Below are 21,036 nucleotides of genomic sequence, written 5' to 3' on the forward strand. Positions count from 1 at the left end.
CGGCCATTCGATGGTGCGCGGCCAAAATGTGCCAGCACCCGACAACCACCCCAGGAACGATTGAGAGTTTGAGATGGGCCAGGCAAAAAGCGGCGATACCGTACGCGTACACTATACGGGCCGCCTTGAGGACGGCACGCAGTTCGATTCCTCAGAAGGCCGGGACCCGCTGCAGTTTCAGGTTGGCGGCGGACAGATCATCCCCGGCCTCGAAAAGCAGATCGAGGGCATGAACGAAGGCGACAAGGCCACTGTCACCGTGCCTGCAGATGAGGCCTATGGTCCGCGCGACGAGCGTCAGGTTCAGACCGTGCCGCGCAGCGCTTTTCCCGCTGACCTGGATCTGAAGATGGGCGCAAGTCTTCAGGCTACCACTCCGGAAGGCCGCCAGATTCCGCTGACCGTTGTCGGCATGAGCGATGATGATGTGACCGTGGATGCCAATCATCCGCTGGCCGGTCACGATCTGGTCTTCGACGTTGAACTCGTCGAGATCGTTGCTGCTGCCTGATCGGCAGCTTTGAACAAGATGCTGACCGGGAGGTTCAGGGCTTCCCGGCAGTCTCCTCAGGTGCCGCTCATCGGATCGCGGCTCCCTTCTTAGCGAAAGATCGCTTCGCCCTGTTCATCGATGGTTTGACGTGCCTTGCGCAGAGCCTGCTCACACGCAAGGTCAACGGAGGGGAAACGGTCAGCCCGGATCATCCGGTGCTCCTTCACCTCGCCGCCAATCTCTTTCGAAATGATTGCACAGGTCTGATATTCCGAGCCTTCCTTGTAGGGAGCAGGCTGGATGGTGAAGCCCTTGTGCTCAACCGCTTCGCCATGTGCCGTCGGAGCAGGTGCGCTGCCGCTGTCGCCGCCGCCGCCAAACAGCTTCTTCCAGAATGACATGAGAACTCTCCTTCAAGGCTGATGCGAATGCTGTTTCTGTCATGGGATAGCGGGCGGGACGGTCGAAGTCCATGGATCGAGCAACCGGTGGATTACTCCGATCATCCAACGAAGCCGCTCAGCAGAGCCGCAAGCACGATGTAGCGACCGGTTTTTGCAATGGCGACGAGGATCGTAAATGACCAGAGAGGTTCGCGCAGCACGCCGGCTGCCACGGTCAGGGCGTCTCCGCCGAGGGGCGCCCAGGAGAGAAGAAGGCTCCAGCGGCCCCAACGGTGATACCATCTGGACGCCTTGTCCAGTGCCGCAGGTGAGACCGGAAACCAGCTCTTGTGCCGGTAGTTCTCGATGGCGCGGCCAAGGATCCAGTTCACGACTGCCCCGAGCGTGTTGCCGATGCTGGCCACGATCACGAGAGCGACGAGTGGGTGGCCAGCGACATACATTCCTGCCAGAACGGCTTCGGACTGTGCGGGCAGTATCGTGGCTGCCGCGAAGGAAATCAGGAACAGGCTGCCAAGGGCGAGGACGGTATTCAAGCGATGCGATCAGTCGGTTGGTGGCGCTGTGCACCACCAATAGCGACAGATCGCATGCAAGTGGAGTGCCTTGATCTGCGCCAGCTTCATGCAGGCGCCTTTGTCTCGCCCGAGCCCATGCATTTGCCGTTCATGGCTTCCAGCCAGAGCAGATAGGCGGAATGGTCGTGACGGGGCATGTCCATGAAGTTGACGAGGGTATGAAACGCGTCGCGCGCCTGCTCTGTGAGCGGCAGCTTCAGGCCTGCGTTGCGTGCGGCTTCGAGTGCGTTCTCCAGATCCTTCAACTGAAGGGCCGACGGGCCACCGGGGCGGAAGTCGCGCTCGATCATGCGCTGGCCGTGAGCGGTGAGAATTTGTGAAGTCGCAAAACCACCCATCAGCGCATCGCGAACCGCAGTGGGGTCGCAGCCGCCCTTTTCGGCCAGAAGAAGTGCTTCGGCGACTGCGCCGATGGTGACAGCAACGATGACCTGATTGGCAAGCTTGGCCATCTGGCCTGCCCCGTGGCCACCGACATGGGTCGGATTGCCCATGGATTTGAGCAGGGGCTCGGCAGGCTCGAAATCCGCTCTGTCGGCTCCCGCCATAATGGCAAGGGTTCCGGCAATCGCGCCCTTTTCGCCGCCGGAAACAGGTGCGTCGATGTGCCGACGGCCGTTGCGCTCAAGCTCTGCGGCATGGTCGCGCGCGACGGCCGGCTGGATGGAAGACATGTCGATGAAGAGCGCGCCGTCAGGCGCAGCGTCGGCAACGCCGTTCTTGCCGAAATAGATCTCGGTGACGATGGCCGAATTATCGACCATGGTGAGAACGGCATCGGCATTCTCGACGGCCTTGCGTGGATCGTCTGCGACTTTCGCGACATCGCCGAGTTTTTCGGCCTTTTCACGCGTCCTGTTCCACACGGTAACCGAAAAACCGGCTTTCGCGATATTGCGCGCCATCGGCGCACCCATGATGCCCGTGCCGATAAGGGTGATGTTCTTCATGAGGATGCCTCCCTGGGCGGGTGTGTTGGTATTCAGGCGCTGCGCGGATTGCGCAGCAGTGCGAGCGCTTCGCGGTCTGCACGTTCGCGATGGAACTGGTGGCAGCGTGCAGCCTCCGCTTCGTCACCCTTGCGGATCGCGTCGAGAATTGCGCGGTGCTCCTTGTCGGAATCGACCGGGAGTGGCCGCAGGGGAGCAATGGCCGTGCGTACGCGATATTGCTGATCCCAAAGCTGGCGCAGCATGGATTGCAGCCGCGCATTGCCGCAAAGCGCCACGATCTCGGAATGGAAGGCGTTGTCGAGCTGCGACCAGCGGTCAATGTCCGGCTTCTGCGTGGCGCGTTCCATCTGATTCAGGAGATTGTCGAGCCGCGCATATTCCTCTTCGCTCAGACCACGGCGTGCAAGAAGCTGCGCGGCCTTGACCTCAAGCGTCGAGAAGACCTCGCAGATTTCCTCCAGTTCTTCAGGACTGAGCGCGCGCACCGTGATTCCGTGGCGCGGGCGCACATCGACCAGGCCTTCCTCTTCCAGCTTGATGAGCGCTTCACGCACCGGCGTGCGGCTCATCGAAAGAAGATTGGCCACTTCCGTTTCCAGAAGGCTGGTGCCGGGGGGCAGGCGGCCTTCCAATATCCGGAATTTCAGGTCGTGATAGGCGCGCTCGCGCGCAGGCAGGCGGTTGTTGGGCGGAGGACTTGGCCGGTCACGTGCAGCCGGACCTGAACGCGTGGCCGCCTCACCGCCCATGGCGGCCTGTCGGGACGAACTGAACCGGGTGGGTTTCTCGCTGCTGGCCATCCGCACGCTCCTTGCGTTTCAGCCGCTCAACCAGCTTTTGCCAGCCGCCCAGCCTGTTCCTCATCCGCAATATGGGCTCGGATGATGCTGTCGAAATCGGCATCGGCCTTGAAGCCGACCTCCTCGGCGCGGGACGCATCGAAGTTGCGGGGCCAGCCGTCGACGATGCGGATGATCGCTTCGTCCGGCTCGTGCCGGATAAGGCTTGCTGTCTTCTCGCCTGCCACCCGCTTCAGCGCCTCGATCATTTCACCAACGGTTATCGACAGGCCAGGCATGGTCAGGTTGCGGCGTGCGCCAAGCATGGCCGTGTCCATGGTTGCCGCATGCATGAGGAAGCCGACAGCGGCGGCAGGGCTTGCCACCCAGTGGCGCACATCGGTTGATACGGGCAGGATGGCTTCCTGTCCGGCCAGCGGCTCGCGGATGATGCCGGAGAAAAAGCCTGAAGCTGCTTTGTTGGGCTTGCCCGGGCGGACCGTGATGGTGGGCAGGCGGATACCGACACCGTCCACAAATCCCTTGCGGCTGTAATCGGCCAGAAGAAGCTCGCCAATGGCCTTCTGCGCGCCATAGCTGGTCAGGGGCGTCAGGAAGAAATCATCATCGATCTTGTCGGGGAAGGGCGCACCGAAGACAGCGATGGAGGAGGTGAAGACCAGCCGCGGGCAGTAGTCGTCACCCTGTGCGCGGATTGCTTCGAGCAGGTAGCGCGTACCATCCATATTGATGGCGTAGCCCTTGTCGAACTCGACTTCCGCTTCGCCGGACACGATTGCGGCGAGGTGGAAGATGACGTCGGGTTTGTCCGCCACCAGCTTCTCCACCGTCGCCTGATCGGCGATGTCGCCGGCGCTGGCGGCAAAACTGATGCTGCCGCTCGAAGGCATGGAGGCTTCCACGACGTCGAAGCCGTGGATCGCAGTGATTGCCTCGCCGTTGAGCTGGCCTTCATCCGCCAGGCGTTTGGTGAGCTTTGCGCCCACCATGCCGGCTGCACCAATAATGAGTATCTTCATCCCAGTCTCCTCCCCGGGGTTGATCAGTGGTTGTCGCGCGGAACCGGCGGAATGTCGCCGTTTTCGCCGCCCTGCGCGAGCTTGCGATATTTGGTGGCCGGCTTGAGGACCATGCCTTCTTCCAGCTGGTCAACGATGCCGCGCTGGATTTCCTGCCATGGCGTCTGATGAGCGGGATATTTGTAACCGCCGGCGGCGTCGAGTTTCCTGCGGCGCTCTTCCAGCTCCTCATCCGAGATCAAAATGTCCGCGCGGCACTTGTTGAGGTCGATGCGCACGCGGTCGCCGGTTTCCAGCAGCGCCAGTCCGCCGCCGACGGCTGCTTCGGGGGATGCATTGAGGATCGAGGGCGAGCCGGAGGTGCCCGACTGGCGACCATCGCCGATGCAGGCGAGCGAATGGATGCCGCGCTTCAGGAGATAATCGGGCGCGCGCATGTTCACGACTTCCGCAGCACCGGGATAACCGATCGGCCCTGCACCGCGCATGAAGAGGATGCAGTGTTCGTCGATGTCGAGTGCGGGATCGTCGATGCGGTCGTGATAGTCTTCCGGGCCGTCAAAGACGATGGCGCGGCCCTCGAAGGCCATCGGATCATCAGGGTTGGAGAGGTAGCGCTTGCGGAATTCCTCATCCACCACCGAAAGCTTCATGATGGCGGAAGAGAAGAGGTTGCCCTTCAGCACACGGAAGCCGGCCTTTTCCTTCAGCGGCTGGTCGTATGGACGGATGACGCGCTCGTCCTCGATCTTCGCATCGCGGCAGTTCTCGCCGATGGTACGGCCATTTGCAGTGATCGCATCCTCGTGGATCAGGCCCTGACCGATAAGCTGGTTCACCACCGCAGGCACGCCGCCTGCATGGTAGTAGTCCTCGCCGAGAAATTCGCCGGCCGGCTGCAGATTGACCAGGAGCGGCACGTCCTCGCCATAGGTCTGCCAGTCATCCACCGTCAGCTCGACGCCCAGATGACGGGCAATCGCGTTCAGGTGAATCGGCGCGTTCGTCGAGCCGCCGATTGCGGAATTGACACGGATCGCGTTGATGAAGGCTTCGCGTGTCATGATGTCGGAGGGCTTCAGGTCCTCGTGAACCATGTCCACGATGCGCTTGCCGGAGAGATAGGCCACTTCCTGGCGGTCGCGATAGGGGGCGGGAATGGCGGCGGAGCCTGGGAGCTGCATGCCGAGAGCTTCCGCCAGCGAGTTCATGGTCGTCGCCGTGCCCATCGTATTGCAGTAGCCGGTGGAAGGGGCGGAGGATGCGACGAGCTTGACGAAGCCTTCATAGTCGATCTCGCCGGCCGCCATAAGTTCGCGCGCCTTCCAGACGATGGTGCCGGAGCCGGTGCGCTCGCCGCGGAACCAGCCATTGAGCATCGGCCCGACGGAAAGCGCGATTGCCGGAATGTTGACAGTTGCAGCGGCCATGAGCAGCGCAGGCGTGGTCTTGTCGCAGCCGATGGTCAGAACGACACCGTCGAGCGGATAGCCGTAGAGAACCTCCACGAGGCTCAGATAGGCAAGATTGCGATCGAGCGAGGCGGTCGGGCGCTTGCCGGTTTCCTGGATCGGGTGGACAGGGAACTCGATGGCGATGCCGCCGGCCTCACGTATACCTTCACGAAGGCGCTTTGCCAGTTCCACATGATGGCGGTTGCAGGGCGACAAGTCGGAGCCGGTCTGGGCGATGCCGATGATCGGCTTGCCTGACTGCAGTTCCTTTTGCGAAAGCCCGAAATTAAGGTAACGCTCAAGATAGAGCGCAGTCATGTCGGGGTTGCCCGCATTGTCGAACCATTCGCGCGAACGCAGGTTTGGCTTGCCGTCTTGCTTGCTCATGGAGAACTCCACCCAAAAGAATTTGGCCGCAATGTATACATAGGCATCTGGCTTGCAAAGCCCCGACGTCCCGCTTCAGCCGATTTTCTTCAGGCGCGGTGGAAAAACCTGCAAGCCGCGCTTGCCATGTCTGGATGTTCTGATTAGTTGACTGCAATTGTCATGTTTTAAGAATCGAGCATCCGCAGGGCAATTGCAGACATGTCTGGAGCAAAGGTTTTCCTCGCCGCGTTGACGTCAACTTCCATGCTGATCGGCGCTGCCGCATTCGCTGCCGGCTCTGGCAAGAGCGTCAGCGAAGCCGAGCGTCATGCTCAAACCGGACTTGCTGCTGCCACGGATTTCCCCGGATATGCCTCGCTGTGCGATCTCGACAGCCGTATGCGCAATGTGAATGTCCCGCGCAGGCAGAAACCTGCAGCCAAACGTGGGGCCAATGGTGGAAGCGCGAAGAAACGTTCCGGCAATCGACCGGAGCAGGGGCTGGAGCGTGTGCTCAGCCCGCTTCCGCCCATGCAGGTTTTCGACAATCTCTATTTCCTCGGCACGTCCTCTGTCAGCGCCTGGCTTTACGGCAATGGGGAGGGCTATGTGCTTCTGGACGGACTGAATACGGATGAAGAAGCCGAGACCTATATTTTTGGCGGCATGAAGCAGCTCGGACTTGATCCGCAGAAGATCAGGCATGTGCTCGTCACCCATGGTCATGGAGACCACTATGGCGGCGCTGATTATGTCGCGGAGAAGCTTGGCATCGATGTACTGATGTCAAAAGCCGACTGGGATCTGGTCGCGACCCTGGGCGACCATCCGCGCTTCGGTCCGCCTCCGGCAAAGGGTGGCACCGTAAAGGACGGCGACATCCTCGAATTCGGCTCATCGAAGATGCAGATCGTCGTAACGCCCGGTCATACGCCCGGCACGATCAGCCCGATCTTTGAGGTGTATGACAATGGCGAGGCCCATCATGCGGTGCTTTGGGGCGGCACGGGCTTCAATTTCGGGCCGAATGTCGAGATATTCGAGGATTATGCGCAGTCCGCAAACCGGCTTGAGGCGTTGTCAGAAGAGGCCGGCGTCGATGTATTCCTCTCCAATCACCCGCGGCGTGATGGTTCAAACGCGCTGATGGCGGCACTCGCGGAGCGCCAGAGCGGTGAGCCGCATCCATTCGTGAAGGGGGAAGGGGGCATGGCGCTCTTTACCGTTCTGAGCGAATGCGCGCTGGCCCAGGCCGCGCGCTTTGCAAGCCAGCAGAAATAACCACCCAGAACCGGATATCAAAGCCGCCTCCTGGCGCGCTCCCGGAATCCGGCTTCAGGCAACAACTCAGCATAAAAGCAACAGGGGGCAGGGGATGAAGCCTGCAAATATCACGCGGCTCGCACTGGCGGTCGCATCCGCTTCGGTTGTCAGTGGCTCGGCAGTTGCACAGGCACAGGACGAACCTTATCTGCTTGAGCAGCTGGTGGTGACTGCCGCGGGTATCGGCGTCGATCCGCTTACGGCGCCGGCCAGTGTCAGCGTGGTCACGGCACAGGATCTTGAGACACAGGGCATCACCAGTCTTGGGGAGGCGCTGCGCAATGTGCCGGGTGTCGCCACGATCGGCAGCGCGGGAGGCGAAGATATTTCCGTGCGCGGCCTTCCCGCCGAATACACGCTCATTCTGGTCGACGGGAAGCGGCTGAACACGCGTCCCTCGCGCACCAATGGTACCGGCGGTGTCGATCCCTTCCATCTGCCGCCGGTGTCGTCCATCGACCGCATCGAGGTTGTGCGGGGGCCGATGTCCTCGCTACACGGCTCTGATGCGATGGGCGGTGTGATCAACATCATCACCAAGAGTGCTGCGGAGCGCTGGAGCGGCTCGATCACTGTTGAAAGCACCTTCCCCCAGGATGAGAAGGATTCAGCGCATCGCCAGCTTTCCTTTTATGCCACCGGTCCGATCATGCCCGAAGTTCTCGGATTGCAGATCTGGGGTCGCGGCAGCGACCGTTCCGCGTCCGAGCGCGAGGGCGGTCCAGGCGAGCAGCAGATCAAGGATCTGCGCGGGCGCGTGACCCTGGCGCCGAATGATGCGCATGAATTTACTGCGGAACTCGGCTATACAGGGATCGAAAGCGATCCACGTCTCAATGACCGCCTCAATGGCGGGCTTGGCTATGAGGGAAGTCTTGCAGGCTGGGATGTGGATGCCGATCTTTTTTATGAACATGCGGGCCGTGAGACGGAAGGTTCTCTACGTCATCCAGAAATTTCCAACACGGTGCTCGATGCCAAGGCTTCCCGGGGCTTTGAATGGCTGGGGCACCACGATCTCACCCTTGGCGGTCAATATACCCATTCTTCATTGAGCGACCACAATCCGGGGCTGGGCGATGACGTCCATCATGAATTCTCCAACAGCCAGTTTGCGGCATATGGAGAAAACATCTGGGAAGTTTCGCCTGATTTCAGCCTCACCTTCGGCACCCGTTTCATTCATGACGAGCGTTTCGGCTCCAAGCTGACGCCGCGTGTTTATGCGCTATGGGAATTTGCGGACGGGGTATTTCTCTCGGGTGGTGTGTCGAGCGGCTATCGCACGCCTGAACTGCGTCAGTTCGTGGAGGACTACTACTACACCACCAAGCGTGGCGCGGCGGTCATTCGCTCGAACCCGGACCTTCTGCCTGAGGAAAGCATCACCTATGAGGCCGGTCTGCGTTTCGAGCGCGGGGACAGCCGCTTCTCCGTCACCGGCTTTCAGACCGACTTCAAGAACCATATCGAAAGCTTCGACACCGGTGAGACGATCGTCGTCGGTAACACGGAATACGAGCTCTACGAATATTACAATGTGGGTGAGGCCCGCATTCGGGGTGTGGAACTGACGGCAGCTCATGCCTTCACGCCGGACATCCGTGCAAGCCTCTCCTACACCTACACGCAGTCGGAGCGCCTGACCGGGCTTCTTGCCGGCGAGCCGCTTTCTGCCACACCGCTGCACAGTGCCAGCCTGCGCCTTGATTGGGCAACGCCTGTGGAAGGGCTCGATCTGTGGGGTGAGGTTCGCTACTCGGAAGAAAGTGTCGCGGTCAGCAGCACCAGCCGCGGATCATCGATCACCCATTATGATCCCTACACAACGCTCGATCTGGGAGCGGTCTATGCTTTCAACGAGAATGTTACGTTCAAGGCATCGGTACAGAACGTGACCAATGCCGAGATCACTGACGAAGAACACGGCCGCCTGCAAAACGGCCGCACCTTCTGGGCCGCGCTTACAACAGAGTTTTAGCCTGCTGAAGAACGGGTATGAGTGGGAAGGGGGCAGGGTGATCTGCTCCCTTTTCTCATTGCCGTCCACTTGATGCGAAGACACCCGGCATCATGTTTACTCGGAGAAGAAACCGGGAAATGTGGTGGGCCCGGAGGGACTTCAACCGTACACACCGTAAGAGCCTGATTATTAACGATAAAAAATGGCGTTTGAGTCCTTGCGCAGTGTTCGCGACACCGCTGTGTGTTCAGTTGCGTGTACGATCCAGGAGGGCATCTGTCAATGTTGGTAGAGTATCGGCTTGCAGTGCCGCTCTGGCTAGAAGAGCCCGGTGTTAACCATGCGATCGCGAAGGTCGCGGATCCGGAAAATTGCAACTTGTGATCCGGGTGAAAGCGATCCACATTCTGTATCGCTCCTCCTGACGGAGCAGACTAAGCGGCCTCCGCGAGTGCGCCAACACTCAGCGAAGGCCTGACCCTCAAACCTTGTAGGAAAGGTATCGGGCTATGACCAGAGCTATCTTATTCGCTTCCTCACTGGAAGCATTTCTCCCTCCAGATCATGTGAATGAGCGCGCGCGAATAGCTGCAGGCTAACGTTCGGGCCGAGCGCCACCGCTTCATCATCACTGCAGACATAGAGCCGTGTCACTCCGCTTCTTTGGGTGCGGAAGCGACCTCGATCGTCTGCAACTCATGCACATCTATCTATCTCGTTGGAGTTCCTCCCATGTCACACGCACATCGAGCTGCCGCGCGCAGTGCTTCCGTATCTCATTTTGCTCTCGGCCCGTCGTCCGTTCCTCCGGAGCTGGAACCGATCCTCGCAGGCCTGGTGAAGCAGAGTTTCGAAAACATCGGCTCTGGCGCAGCCAGGGAAGATGAGGTCTTTGGCGACTATGCAGACCTCAACTTTCTGGTACGTGCTGTCACGTTTCATGAGGGCAAGCTGCTCGAGGCGGGGCTTGAACGTATTGCAGCGTTGAACTCCGATCTGCGGGTGGTTCGGCTCGCGGAACCGCTTCCCATTGTGCCTGCTGCACTTGAGCTTTTGGAGCGCAATGACTGGGCGACACTTGAAGCCATTGCCCTGCCATCCGAAGTCTTCGCCAGGACGAGCTATATGCCTGATCTGGTGATTGTCGATCGAGTGGCGCGACGTGCGCATATTCTCGACGTGAAGCGGTCGCTCGCCTCCTATCCCGAGAACAAGATCAAGAATCTGCGTAGGAAGATGATGGCCTCGGCTCTTGCAGCAGGCGATGTTCTCTACAAGCAGGGACTGCGCGGCATTGAAGAAATCGATGTCGCAATCATTGACGGTTCCAGCGAGCAGAGCGAACCGCAGCGCGGCATCTTCGCGCTGCACGAAGTGAGCGATCTGTTTCGCCTGAGCTATGCAGGCGCGGCCATGCTGAGATTGCGCCAACTGTTCGCACAACGCGTTCGCGAAGAGATGAGAGAGTTGTGCCTGCGCATGGCGGGTGTGGCAGATGCTCCAACTCCTCCGCGTCCTACTGACTTAATGGATGCGGCAGATGACAAGGTAGAAGCTGACGATCCGCAGGATCATGATGCTTCAGGCACAACAATGCCACGGATCCGGGTCGGCTTTCCACGCAGCCTCGGCGCGATAGATCCCGCTGGTCGCGCCTGAAGCGCGACGAGCACGCTCTTCATCTCATTCTTCAATCTAATCGGCGCGGGCGCAAACGCCTGCGGCAGGAGGCTTTTGCCATGGATGATCAACAGAAAACCCTGTTCCCCAGGAGCATCGGCTTGAGCATGGACGATTTGCGGGAGGGAACTTACTTTGAACGTGCTTACAGACGCGACAGGGCAGCGGGTGTTGTTGGTACAGCGATCCGAATGGCGCGTCTGGCGCGGCATCACCAGCTGCCAATGGCTCAATGGGTGATGCGCCGACTCGTGGAGATGGTCGATCAAGGTGATCCGACTGCGATCCTAGTCTGGAAGTGGCTCGCTGCGAGAGGTCAGCTCAACTCGGATCAGCAGCATCGACCGAAGCTGAGGCTCGTTGCAGGAGAGGGGGCATGAGTATGGCTTCTCCCCACGCTCCGGTCCGCGACCGCCTCGTGCGCTATTGGCTGAAGCGCCTGCGACATCAAACCTATCGGCAGGCGCTTCAGGCCGCTGTCAACCTGAAGATCCTTCAGCGCGTGTCCGCGGGCGAAGATGCACCCGTGCGCTATGCGCCGGGACAGAAGAGCGAGACTTTCCTGAAGGGCGGCCTGCGCCGCAAATTGCGCCTGGAGATGATCGCGAACCTCGCTTTCGACGGCGAGGAAGAAGACGCGGTTTTCGGCAAGAAGACCAATAGGGAAATCGGACCTGAAGACGATGAAGAGAGGGGCGATGCGGGGCAGGTGAAGGAACTGTTGGCCGCTGTGCGCGAGGCAGTGGAGCCTGCTTTGGCCGCGGAGTTCGCCATCATTCTGATGCTCGGCGATGCGGTTGCACGCAGTGGCCATTCACTGACGGACCTGTACGCCATGCTGTCACGGCCCCGACCTGTTGTTGTTCTGGAAGGATCCGTTTGCGGGCTCGAGCGATGCTGCTCACATCTTCTACGCCGTGGCATCCTGCTGCCGCGTCCGCTCACCATGATCCCAGTCGATCGTATCAGTCTGGATTGGTCTGCCCCTTCGGTCATGAGACCATACTCACCGCGGCTCACGATCCTGCTTGAAGCCTCCTACGACATGTCAAGGAGAGACGTGGAACGGGGACTTCAGCATGCACCTACGACAGGCCTGCCGCTGCTGGGAATTGCAGATTTGCCTAATCTCCTGCCCAAGCGACTCTCTCAGTCGGCTGATCTGACGCTGCGCTGCGAGCCTCTGTCGCCTGAGCTCCTGAAGGAGATCGCCTGGTATGTGATCGGCGCGGCAGGTGATCTGGATGTACTGGATGCGGTGAGCCCAGAGGAGAGCAAAATGCTCTCTCTGGATGATCTTCTCTGGTGCATTCGCCCAGGCATGAGCGGCTTGGATGTCCTCAAGCGGCTTCAGGCAAAGATTGCCCAACCACCTGAAAAACACTCCACTCAGAGCAAGAAGAGTGCTCGCAACGCTCCCTCACCGCACGGCAGAACTGCAGACACAGGTGGTGAACTCATTCAACCAGCTGCTCCGAATGATGAGAGCGCACTACGGGTAGAAGCCCTCTCTGGCTATGGCGAAGCTGCGGAGTGGGCTCTGGCGCTGAAGGAGGATCTCGTCCTTTGGCGCGAGGGGCAGCTCGAATGGCAGGACATGATCACGCGCCTCCTGCTCCATGGTCCGCCCGGAACAGGCAAGACGACCTTCGCGAAAGCACTGGCAAACTCCCTGCAACTGCCTCTGCTTGCATCTTCCGTCTCAACATGGCTCGAGCCAAGTGCCCTCGGCGAGGTGCTGCAGCGCGTGCGTCAAACCTTTGAAGAGGCGGAGCGGCATAATCCGATCGTGTTATTCATCGACGAGATCGACGGTCTCGGCACGAGAGGAGGACACAAGGATCGCGACAGCTCTTACTGGAATTCGTTCGTCAATAAAGCACTTGAGTTGCTGGACGGTGCAGTCGCGCGCGAAGGCGTGATCATCGTTGGTGCGACTAACCAGCCGCATTTGCTGGATAGGGCCCTTGTGCGCTCGGGCCGCCTCGAGACGCATATCGAGATCCCGCTTCCGGATACAAAGTCGCTCTTAGGCATCCTGCGGCATCACCTCAAGCGCCATCTAACGATTGAAGGTGCCGAAATTGAGCAGCAGCTCCTACACATCGCCCGCCGCGCCAATGGCATGAGCGGTGCAGATATGGAAAAACTGGTGCGGGGAGCGCGGCAACTTGCACGGGGTGAGCGTCGCGATCTGTTGCTTGATGATGTGGAGGCGCGGCTCAAGGATCGGCTGCCTCAGCTGGATGACGCACTGCGCCATCGCTTCGCAGTGCATGAGGCTGGCCATGTTGTGGTGCGTACGCTGACGGGTGTAGCGGAAGTCGAGCTTGTTGCCATCGAAGCACCAAATGGACGGCCATACACGCAATCCACGTTCCATCCGGACGTCACTCATCACGAAGAAGGTCGAATGAACCTGATCCATTCGTATTTTGCAGGTCGAGCGGCTGAAGAGGTTATACTTGGCAAGCCGACGCTCGGCGCAGGCGGTGGTCCACAGTCTGATCTGGCTCAAGCAACGGCTTTGGCCTTTTCTCTAGAAGCATCAGTTGGAGCGGGAGCACATCAGCCTTTTGTCTACCGATCACCTGACACCTGGGAGGATGCTCTTGCAAGTGATCCGGAACTGCGAGCGAGGGTGAGCAAGCGTCTGGACGAAGCATATGCGCAAGCGCTGGTTTTGGTTCGACAGAATGTCAGTGGGATCACGCTCGTTGCTGAGGCGCTTGTTGAGCACGGAACACTCGAAGGCGAGCCGCTTGCTCAAGTCATCGACCAGGTGCGGCAATGCGCTATGATTCGTGATGAGATGCAGCCAACGCATAATACAGTGCCTGCAACGCGAAATAATTTGAGAAGTCTGGATTCAGGTTCGGTGGAAGCCGATTCCGGATAAGGAAAAAGCGATTCTACCAGCCGAAGAATGCATCTCCATGTGCAGGCAAGGCATCTCGCTTAGAAACAAATTGAGATCTTCGGATTCTGAATCACGGGCAAGCGATTCAAATCTTTGCGAAGTCGATTCCGAGACGGTGGAAAGCGTTACTTCGGCGAACGACGTGCACGGGCAGAAGGGTAGGAAGGCCGTCGCTGTTCGTGCAGCAGTCGCACGCATGTGTGCCTTCCGCCGGCTTTTGTTCCTTGCATGCGTGTTTGGCATCCTTGTCTCGTAGTGACGGGACAGAGGAGAAAGAGCGCGCGCGGGAAGTCAAGATAGATGATGCATCGAATGCGCTGCGACGCAAAATGATGGCGGCTGCACTGACCGCAGGCGATGTGCTGCACCAGCAGAGCAGGCAGGGGATCGCCGAGAATTGGCATCGCCAATATCGACGGATCTGACGAGCAGAGCGCGCAAGAGCGCGGGGTTTTTGCTCGCCGGAAAGTTGGAGAACTCCTAGGTCTGTCTTGCGCATGCGAGGCTATGCTCAAACTTCGCGCGATTTTTGCCGAGCGTGTTTTTCAGCTGGCCTGCGTGGAAAACGCTGTTAGAACATGAAGGAGGGCGAAGAAGAGGTGTGGGAGCGAAGAAGCCGATGACCGACGTCGAAACAGAGGGGTCGGAACGGGTGGCGCGGGAAGATGTCACGATTTCCATGCCGCGATGGGCGATCATCGGCATTTTTCTGATGCTGCTGGTAGGTGGCCTTGCCTATGCCCGGGATTTCCTGATGCCGGTTGTCCTAGCGCTGCTCCTGCAGCTCGTCTTCAGCCCGGTCCGACGTCAGCTCGAACGATGGGGCCTCCCCTCGGCGCTGGCCGCGATTCTGATCGTGGGGACCCTGGTGACCGGTGGTGCAGCCGGTGTCGCCAGCCTCGCCGTGCCGGCGAGCGGTTGGGTCGACCGGGCTCCGGAGATCGGCCTAGAACTCCGCGAGAAGTTCGAGGAGATCCGCGGTGTCACCGAAGGCGTGGAAGAAGCGGCACAGCAGGTCGACGAAATCACGGAAAGTGAAGAGGAGCCAAACGTTCAGCGCGTCAAGGTCGAGGAAGAAGGGAACGCGCTCGCAATAGCGATGTCGCTGCCGGCGGTGCTGGCCCAGGTTGTGTTCACGCTGATCCTGCTCTTCTTCCTGCTCTCTTCCGGCGACATGTTCTACGAGAAGATCGTCTACGTCCTGCCCAGCTTCAGGGACAAGCGCAGGGCGATCCGCATCGCCTATGACATCGAACGGAAACTCTCGCGCTATTTGTCCACCATTGCGCTGATCAACGCTGGCCTCGGCGTGTCTGTGGGGCTGGTCCTTTGGTGGCTTGGTATGCCGAGCCCGGCGCTATTCGCAGTCCTCGCATTCCTGCTCAACTTCATACCCTATGTCGGCTCGCTACTCGGCGTTGGCGCGGCGGTCATCGTCGCCATCGTGACGCTCGACACCCTGAACCAGGCGTTGGCCGTCGGAGCGGTCTATTTCGTACTGACGAGCATTGAGGGCCAGATCGTCACACCGTACTTCGTTGGTCGCAGCCTGCGCCTCAACACCGTGGTCGTCTTTCTGTCCGTCACGCTTTTCGCCTGGCTCTGGTCAGTAGTGGGCATGCTGGTCGCCACCCCGCTTCTCGTGGCGGTACGGACATTTTGCGAGCACGTCCCCGGCCTCCAGAACCTCGGCCATTTCCTGTCCGCACGAGGTGCGGAGTCAGAAGTTTCTGAAACCTCCGATTCATGATGTGACCCTCAGCCGGTATGATGGCGAGATACAATAAGGCGGGATTTGCACCCACACCCAATCTCCTTCCCTCTCCCTCCTGCTTAGAGGCCTTTCCCGTCTTCACAGAAGGCCAGTTGGACGAGCCGTTGTGGATACCTATTCGATCCAGCTAGAAACGCTCGATCATCGCTGGCCCGCTTTCAGTCATCGAGGGGGGCATAGACGGTGACCGCGATGCCGCCGCACGCAATGGCGATAAACATCCGACGCAACGTTTTATGCGTCACTCCGGCAATGTTAGCCTCGTCGGTTCACGCCCCTCACTCCGACGTACCCCCCAGTTGACTTTGTTGCAATTCGAGAATGACGCACCTCGCAATCGACGAGAAGCTCACTCCGACCTTGTTAGGCGGGGAAGGCCACGGTGACACACGAACCGCGCCCCGAAGGCGATCGACCTGCGATGACCCGCCCGTCCAACTGGCTAGCGAGGGCAGCTACTACTTTCGTTCCCAGCCCACCTCCAGATGTTGGATTGTAGCCTGACGGTAAACCGCTGCCCTCGTCGCAAACGCTAATCTCGTGCGTCTTGGACGTGATCCTGAAATAGACGTCGATCTTCCCTTCACCATGTTTTGCAGCGTTGGTGACGAGTTCGTTGACTATGAGACCGATTGACTGAATGCGGGTTGTTGGGATTTCGCCTTCGTCGCCACCGACGGATATGGGCTTTCCTACAATGTCCGACAGGTCGGCGCATAACCGTCGCAGAAACGTGATGCAGGAAGTGAACTCGGCCGCCTCGCCAGACTGGAAGTGACGATGCACACGCGCCACTGCCGCCACGCGGTTGGCCGCGATTTTAAGCTGTTCTGCAGTCGCGTCCGAAAGATGATCCCCACGGCTTTGCAGGGTCAGCATGCCCGAAACGAACTGCAGACTATTCATGACGCGGTGATCAATCTCGCGCGCCAGGATCTCAGCCTTGGCAACTGCATTTCGGGCGGAGAGCCGCAGTTCCATTTGATCCATGACTACGGATGCGAGGTCTTTGAGGTCCTCAATTTCATCAGCGGCGACGGTACGCGGTGCTTTGTCGATGACGCAGAGAGTGCCGAGATTGAAACCGTCACTAGTCGTTAACGGTACGCCGGCGTAAAAGCGCAACCCGAAGTCCCCGGCGACAAGTGGGTTCGCGAGAGAGCGCGGATCAACGCTCGCATCCGGCAGGATATGCGGTTCAGGCGAAAGGATGGCCGATGCGCATAGACCGGGCTCGCGGTCGATCTGCTCCACCGGAAGTCCATGATGGGATTTGAACCAAATGCGATCACTGTCGACAATACTGATTATCGCGATCGGCACACCGAAGCGGCGGGCTGCTATCGCTGTTACACGGTCGAACGCGCCGTCTGGTGGTGTGTCGAGAATATCGTAACGCCGTACAGCGGCCAAACGCTGAGGCTCGTTCCTGGGAATGATGCTTGGCGTGAACGCGGTCATAACAGAGCGATATCCCAACCTGATTATAGGGGGCAAGCGGCACTATATAAGTCCGTAACAGGAGTGTCGATAGGAAGATGGGAACCGGACGGGCAGAGGATTGTTGGCTGCTGAGAGTGGTTACGTAGACGAAGTTCTGTCGGTCAGTGATCACCATATCCAGACGGTTCAAAACCCGTCTCCCAGCTGCCATGGATCCTGATTCTGGCGAGGTGGAATTAATCCCTCGCGCTACGACATCCGCGTTGATGAAGTCGCCCATCGCCTGGAGATATCGAAAGATCGTGGATTTCCCGGAACCGTTCGGGCGGCAGCTGGCACGCCGTAAACGCCGCGCCGTGACACTTGATGATGTGGAAGCGCGGCTTAAGGATCGACTTCCTCAGCTGGATCAAGAACTACGCCATCGCTTTGCAGTGCATGAGGCTGGACATGTCGTCGCTCGGACACTAACGGGCGTAGCCGAGGTTGAGTTGGTGACGATCGAGGGATCGGATGGACGGCCATACACCCTGTCGTCATTCCATCCAGACGTCATGCATCACGAAGAAGGCCGAACGAACCTGATCCGTTCGTATCTCGCAGGTCGTGCAGCTGAAGAGGTCGTGCTGGGCAGAACGACACTTGGTGCAGGCGGTGGTCAGCAATCCGATTTGGCTCAAGCAACCGCGCTCGCATTCTCCCTGGAAGCATCAGTCGGCGTGGGAGCTCACCAACCATTCGTCTACCAATCACCTGATGCCTGGGAGGATGCTCTGGCAAGCGATCCCGAGATGCGAGCAAGAGTAAGCCAGCGCCTGGATGAAGCATATGCAGAAGCACTTTCACTGGTTCGACAGAATGTCAGCGGGATCATGCTCGTTGCTGAAGCGCTGATTGAGCACGGGACACTTGAAGGCGAACCACTTGCTCGGGTGCTCGAGAAGGTGCGGCAATGCGCGATGATGCGTGATGAGATGCAGCCAACCCATGATGCAGTGCCTGCAACGGGAAAAAAATTGAGATGTCTGGATTCAGGATCAGTGGAAGCCGATTCCGGAATGCGAGCCGGCGATTCGGGATAAGGGAAAAGCGATTCCGCCAGCCGAAGAATGCATCTCCACGTGCAGGCAAGGCATCTCGCTTTGAAATAAATTGAGATCTTCGGATTCTGAATCACGGACGAGCGATTCAGATCTCTGGAAATTCGATTCCGAGAAGGAGGAAAGCGTTACTCCGGTAAACGCCGTGCACGGGCAGCAGGGCATGGCGACTACCGCTGTTCGTGCAGCAGTCGCTTCCTTGTTGTCTATCCGCCGGCTTTTGTTCCTTGCATGGGTATCCCTCATCCTTGTCTCGTAGTGACGGGACAGAGGAGAAAGAGCATGCCCCGAGCAGTGAAGTCAGATGATGCATCCCACAGGGAGCGCCAGCAGCGCTACCGGAAGCGACTGGCAGTGGAGAGGCGGCCGGAAGCGTCAGTCATTGATGTTGCGGTTGCTGCGGCTGTAGCTGCCGTCGACGTCCCTTAGCTACTTACGCAGTGGAACAGATTGTCAGTCTGCTCAGTTACAGCGTCAAACGGCAGAGGAGTCTAGCTATGCAAGTTAATGATATAATGACTCGCTACCCCGCCTGCTGCGGACCGAATGAGACGATCGAGGCGGCCGCGAAGCTTATGGCGGAACGATCGGTTGGATCTATCCCAGTGCTGAACGAGGCGGAGGAGCCAATTGGAGTAGTCACTGACCGCGATATCTGCTGTGGCGCGGTCGCTGAGGGGAAAGGTGGCGACACACCTGTCTCTGAAGTGATGACCACGGATGTGCTCACGGTTTCTCAGGACGAGGACGTATCGTCTTGCTGCAAGAAGATGGAGCAGCGCCAAGTCCGCCGTGTGGTCGTAACGGACGAGGACGGAAAGTGTTGCGGGATTGTTGCTCAAGCGGACATCGCGCGAGACGCTAGCGGAGAAGAAACGGGGGATTTGGTTCAAGAGATCTCACGGCCAAGCAGTAAGTCGGGCTGCTGCTAAGGCTGGCAAGTTACCGCGGTGCTGTCTCGTCCTGTATGTAGACGGTAATGCCGCTGCCCCATAACCAAGGCGCAGAAAAGGATTGGAGGGTAGCATGATGGACGGCGGGATGATGTTTGGTATGGGATTGGGGTGGCTTCTGATCCTCGTAGTTCTGATCCTCGCGGTCTTTGCTTTAATCAAGTACCTGCGAAAGTAGGTCGTTGCAGAGCGGCGCGCGAATGGGGTCCACGAATATGTACGTTTACCCTGCAGGCCCTTCGGGGAATGTCGTGGTAGCGAACCTGCGGGAGAAAGGTGTGCTGGCCAGTCGGTAGATCGCGGCCTCGTTCGCCATTCCGCTTTGCAGCACTGCGTGCGCTGAATGGTTACTGCTGAAGGATGCGTCGGAGGTGGTTGAGTACGCCCCGGCAACGTTTCGTCGCCGGTCAGCTCACTTTCCTGGCCGATGAGGCGCGCTCGATGAGAAACATGAAGGAACGACTGACTTACGGGCGTTGCGCTCGCCATTGTCAGCGTACTTGTGCTTTTACCGCTTATCCCCTCGGTCTCAAGCCAACTGTTAGCGACGACGCAGCAAGAGGGCGCAGCTACGCATTCCAGTCGGTCACTGGGGAGGTCACCAATGCCGCATGATCACGGCCCCACTCATATCGATCCCAAGTCCGGCGATCGACGGGTATCGGTCGCTATTTGGGCGAACGGTCTCCTGACGGTCGCGCAGGTCGTCGGTGGCATATTGGCGGGCAGTGTCGCACTGATCGCGGACGCGCTGCACAATTTTTCCGACATGGCTTCGCTCATAATTGCCTTCGTGGCACGCAAGATCGCGCGGCGGCCAGCCGACGAGCGCATGACCTTCGGCTACGGGCGCATCGAGATCGTCTCTGCGCTGATCAACTACACCACTCTGATCCTGATCGGCCTCTACCTGATCTACGAGGGCGGAATGCGGCTGATCGACCCGCCGCAGGTGCAGGGCTGGACCGTAGTCATCCTCGGCGGTGTGGCGCTCCTCGTGGATACGTTGACGGCTTGGCTCACTTGGTCGATGCAGAAAGGCAGCGTCAATATCCGTGCACTCTTCCTGCACAACCTCTCGGACGCGTTGGCCTCGGTTGCTGTGATTGTCGGAGGCTCGCTCATCTTGCTCTACGACATGCGTTGGGTAGATCCGGCGATTACCATCGGGATTGCGCTGTATATCCTCTACCTCGCCCTTACCGAGATCAGCGGACCAATCCGGACGCTAATGCTCGGCAGTCCCCCCGATATCGACAACGGCAACGTCGTAAATGCAGTGCGCGCTGTCGAGGGAGTGGCCGATATCCATCACGTGCACCTCTGGCAGATGCAGGAGCACGAGGCGGCGCTCGACTGCCACGTTGTCCTAACCGCGGAGGGATGGACTCGTACTGAGTCCATCAAGCGTGACATCAAGCGGCGGTTGAATGACCGCTTTGGCATCTCCCATTCCACTCTCGAGTTTGAAAACGAAGACAACGCACATCAGAACGCCGACCTCTACGGGCACGGGAGCTCCGCGCCAGAGGAGAAATGACGTGTTCACGAAAATCTGAAGGACCATGACCATAGCAATGGAATTGCCTGCGAGGGAAAGCGCGCGGTGGACGACATGGAGCACCTGCACGCTGCAGAAGCACTTTCACTGGTTCGACAGAATGTCAGCGGGGTCACGCTCGTTGCTGAAGCCCTGATGGAGCACGGGACACTTGAAGGCGAACCGCTTGCTCGGGTGCTCGAGAAGGTGCGGCAATGCTCAATAATGCGTGATGAGATGCAGCCAACGCATAATTCAGTGCCCACAACG

18 protein-coding genes are annotated in these 21,036 nt (G+C 59.1%); 11 read left to right on the top strand and 7 right to left on the bottom strand.

The features are described 5' to 3' along the window. The first annotated feature begins 73 nt into the window (after window positions 1–73). Window positions 74–511, top strand: a complete 438-nt coding sequence (locus EL18_RS02965) for an FKBP-type peptidyl-prolyl cis-trans isomerase (RefSeq protein WP_036479632.1) — start codon at window positions 74–76, stop codon at window positions 509–511. 89 nt (window positions 512–600) lie between these two features. Here the strand turns inward: EL18_RS02965 and EL18_RS02970 are convergent, their stop codons facing one another. From EL18_RS02970 to EL18_RS02995, 6 genes are all read right to left on the bottom strand, one after another. Further along, complete coding sequence (locus EL18_RS02970) at window positions 601–894, bottom strand: HlyU family transcriptional regulator (RefSeq protein ID WP_036479634.1); 294 nt, start codon at window positions 892–894, stop codon at window positions 601–603. 101 nt (window positions 895–995) lie between these two features. Next, window positions 996–1,433 carry a YqaA family protein gene (locus tag EL18_RS02975; RefSeq protein ID WP_036479637.1) on the bottom strand — a complete coding sequence of 146 codons (438 nt, stop codon included), beginning with the start codon at window positions 1,431–1,433 and terminating at the stop codon, window positions 996–998. An 86-nt stretch (window positions 1,434–1,519) separates the two neighbouring features. Next, entirely contained in the window at window positions 1,520–2,425 is a 906-nt protein-coding gene (locus EL18_RS02980) for an NAD(P)-dependent oxidoreductase (protein ID WP_036479640.1), read from the bottom strand. Between the two features lie 32 nt (window positions 2,426–2,457). Then, a complete protein-coding gene (locus tag EL18_RS02985) occupies window positions 2,458–3,228 on the bottom strand; it encodes a GntR family transcriptional regulator (RefSeq protein WP_152552943.1) in 771 nt (256 codons plus the stop codon). 26 nt (window positions 3,229–3,254) lie between these two features. Further along, a complete protein-coding gene (denD, locus tag EL18_RS02990) occupies window positions 3,255–4,247 on the bottom strand; it encodes a D-erythronate dehydrogenase (protein ID WP_036479643.1) in 993 nt (330 codons plus the stop codon). 23 nt (window positions 4,248–4,270) lie between these two features. Then, complete coding sequence (locus EL18_RS02995) at window positions 4,271–6,088, bottom strand: IlvD/Edd family dehydratase (RefSeq protein ID WP_036479646.1); 1,818 nt, start codon at window positions 6,086–6,088, stop codon at window positions 4,271–4,273. Window positions 6,089–6,289: 201 nt separating this feature from the next. On the opposite strand from EL18_RS02995, the gene EL18_RS03000 reads away from it, so the two are divergent. The 6 genes from EL18_RS03000 to EL18_RS03025 all read left to right on the top strand — a co-directional run bounded on the left by EL18_RS03000 (window position 6,290) and on the right by EL18_RS03025 (window position 15,706). Further along, window positions 6,290–7,351, top strand: coding sequence for an MBL fold metallo-hydrolase (locus EL18_RS03000; RefSeq protein ID WP_081871071.1), 1,062 nt, complete (start codon window positions 6,290–6,292; stop codon window positions 7,349–7,351). 94 nt (window positions 7,352–7,445) lie between these two features. Then, window positions 7,446–9,374 carry a TonB-dependent receptor domain-containing protein gene (locus EL18_RS03005; protein WP_036479648.1) on the top strand — a complete coding sequence of 643 codons (1,929 nt, stop codon included), beginning with the start codon at window positions 7,446–7,448 and terminating at the stop codon, window positions 9,372–9,374. Window positions 9,375–10,088: 714 nt separating this feature from the next. Next, a complete protein-coding gene (locus tag EL18_RS03010; protein ID WP_051913713.1) occupies window positions 10,089–11,015 on the top strand; it encodes a hypothetical protein in 927 nt (308 codons plus the stop codon). Between the two features lie 80 nt (window positions 11,016–11,095). Next, window positions 11,096–11,416: a hypothetical protein gene (locus tag EL18_RS03015; RefSeq protein WP_036479650.1), complete on the top strand. Its 321-nt coding sequence runs from the start codon at window positions 11,096–11,098 to the stop codon at window positions 11,414–11,416. Then, window positions 11,413–13,935: an AAA family ATPase gene (locus tag EL18_RS17215; protein ID WP_081871072.1), complete on the top strand. Its 2,523-nt coding sequence runs from the start codon at window positions 11,413–11,415 to the stop codon at window positions 13,933–13,935. The genes EL18_RS03015 and EL18_RS17215 overlap by 4 nt, the downstream gene beginning before the upstream one ends. 640 nt (window positions 13,936–14,575) lie before the next feature. Continuing rightward, on the top strand, window positions 14,576–15,706 hold the full coding sequence (locus EL18_RS03025; RefSeq protein ID WP_200875488.1) for an AI-2E family transporter: 1,131 nt from the start codon (window positions 14,576–14,578) through the stop codon (window positions 15,704–15,706). 387 nt (window positions 15,707–16,093) lie between these two features. Here EL18_RS03025 and EL18_RS17450 read toward each other — a convergent pair whose 3' ends face one another. Beyond that, window positions 16,094–17,191 (bottom strand): sensor histidine kinase, encoded by a 1,098-nt coding sequence (locus EL18_RS17450; RefSeq protein ID WP_081871073.1) that lies wholly within the window; start codon window positions 17,189–17,191, stop codon window positions 16,094–16,096. A gap of 191 nt (window positions 17,192–17,382) precedes the next feature. On the opposite strand from EL18_RS17450, the gene EL18_RS17455 reads away from it, so the two are divergent. From EL18_RS17455 to EL18_RS03045, 4 genes are all read left to right on the top strand, one after another. Beyond that, a complete protein-coding gene (locus tag EL18_RS17455) occupies window positions 17,383–18,255 on the top strand; it encodes an ATP-dependent metallopeptidase FtsH/Yme1/Tma family protein (RefSeq protein WP_081871074.1) in 873 nt (290 codons plus the stop codon). Window positions 18,256–18,555: 300 nt separating this feature from the next. Next, a complete protein-coding gene (locus EL18_RS17895) occupies window positions 18,556–18,702 on the top strand; it encodes a hypothetical protein (protein ID WP_161781962.1) in 147 nt (48 codons plus the stop codon). A gap of 86 nt (window positions 18,703–18,788) precedes the next feature. Then, window positions 18,789–19,205 carry a CBS domain-containing protein gene (locus EL18_RS18355; protein WP_244444571.1) on the top strand — a complete coding sequence of 139 codons (417 nt, stop codon included), beginning with the start codon at window positions 18,789–18,791 and terminating at the stop codon, window positions 19,203–19,205. Window positions 19,206–19,830: 625 nt separating this feature from the next. Further along, on the top strand, window positions 19,831–20,766 hold the full coding sequence (locus tag EL18_RS03045; protein WP_036479657.1) for a cation diffusion facilitator family transporter: 936 nt from the start codon (window positions 19,831–19,833) through the stop codon (window positions 20,764–20,766). Window positions 20,767–21,036 lie beyond the last annotated feature (270 nt).

The sequence above is a fragment of the Nitratireductor basaltis genome, assembly GCF_000733725.1.
Taxonomy (GTDB): domain Bacteria; phylum Pseudomonadota; class Alphaproteobacteria; order Rhizobiales; family Rhizobiaceae; genus Chelativorans; species Chelativorans basaltis.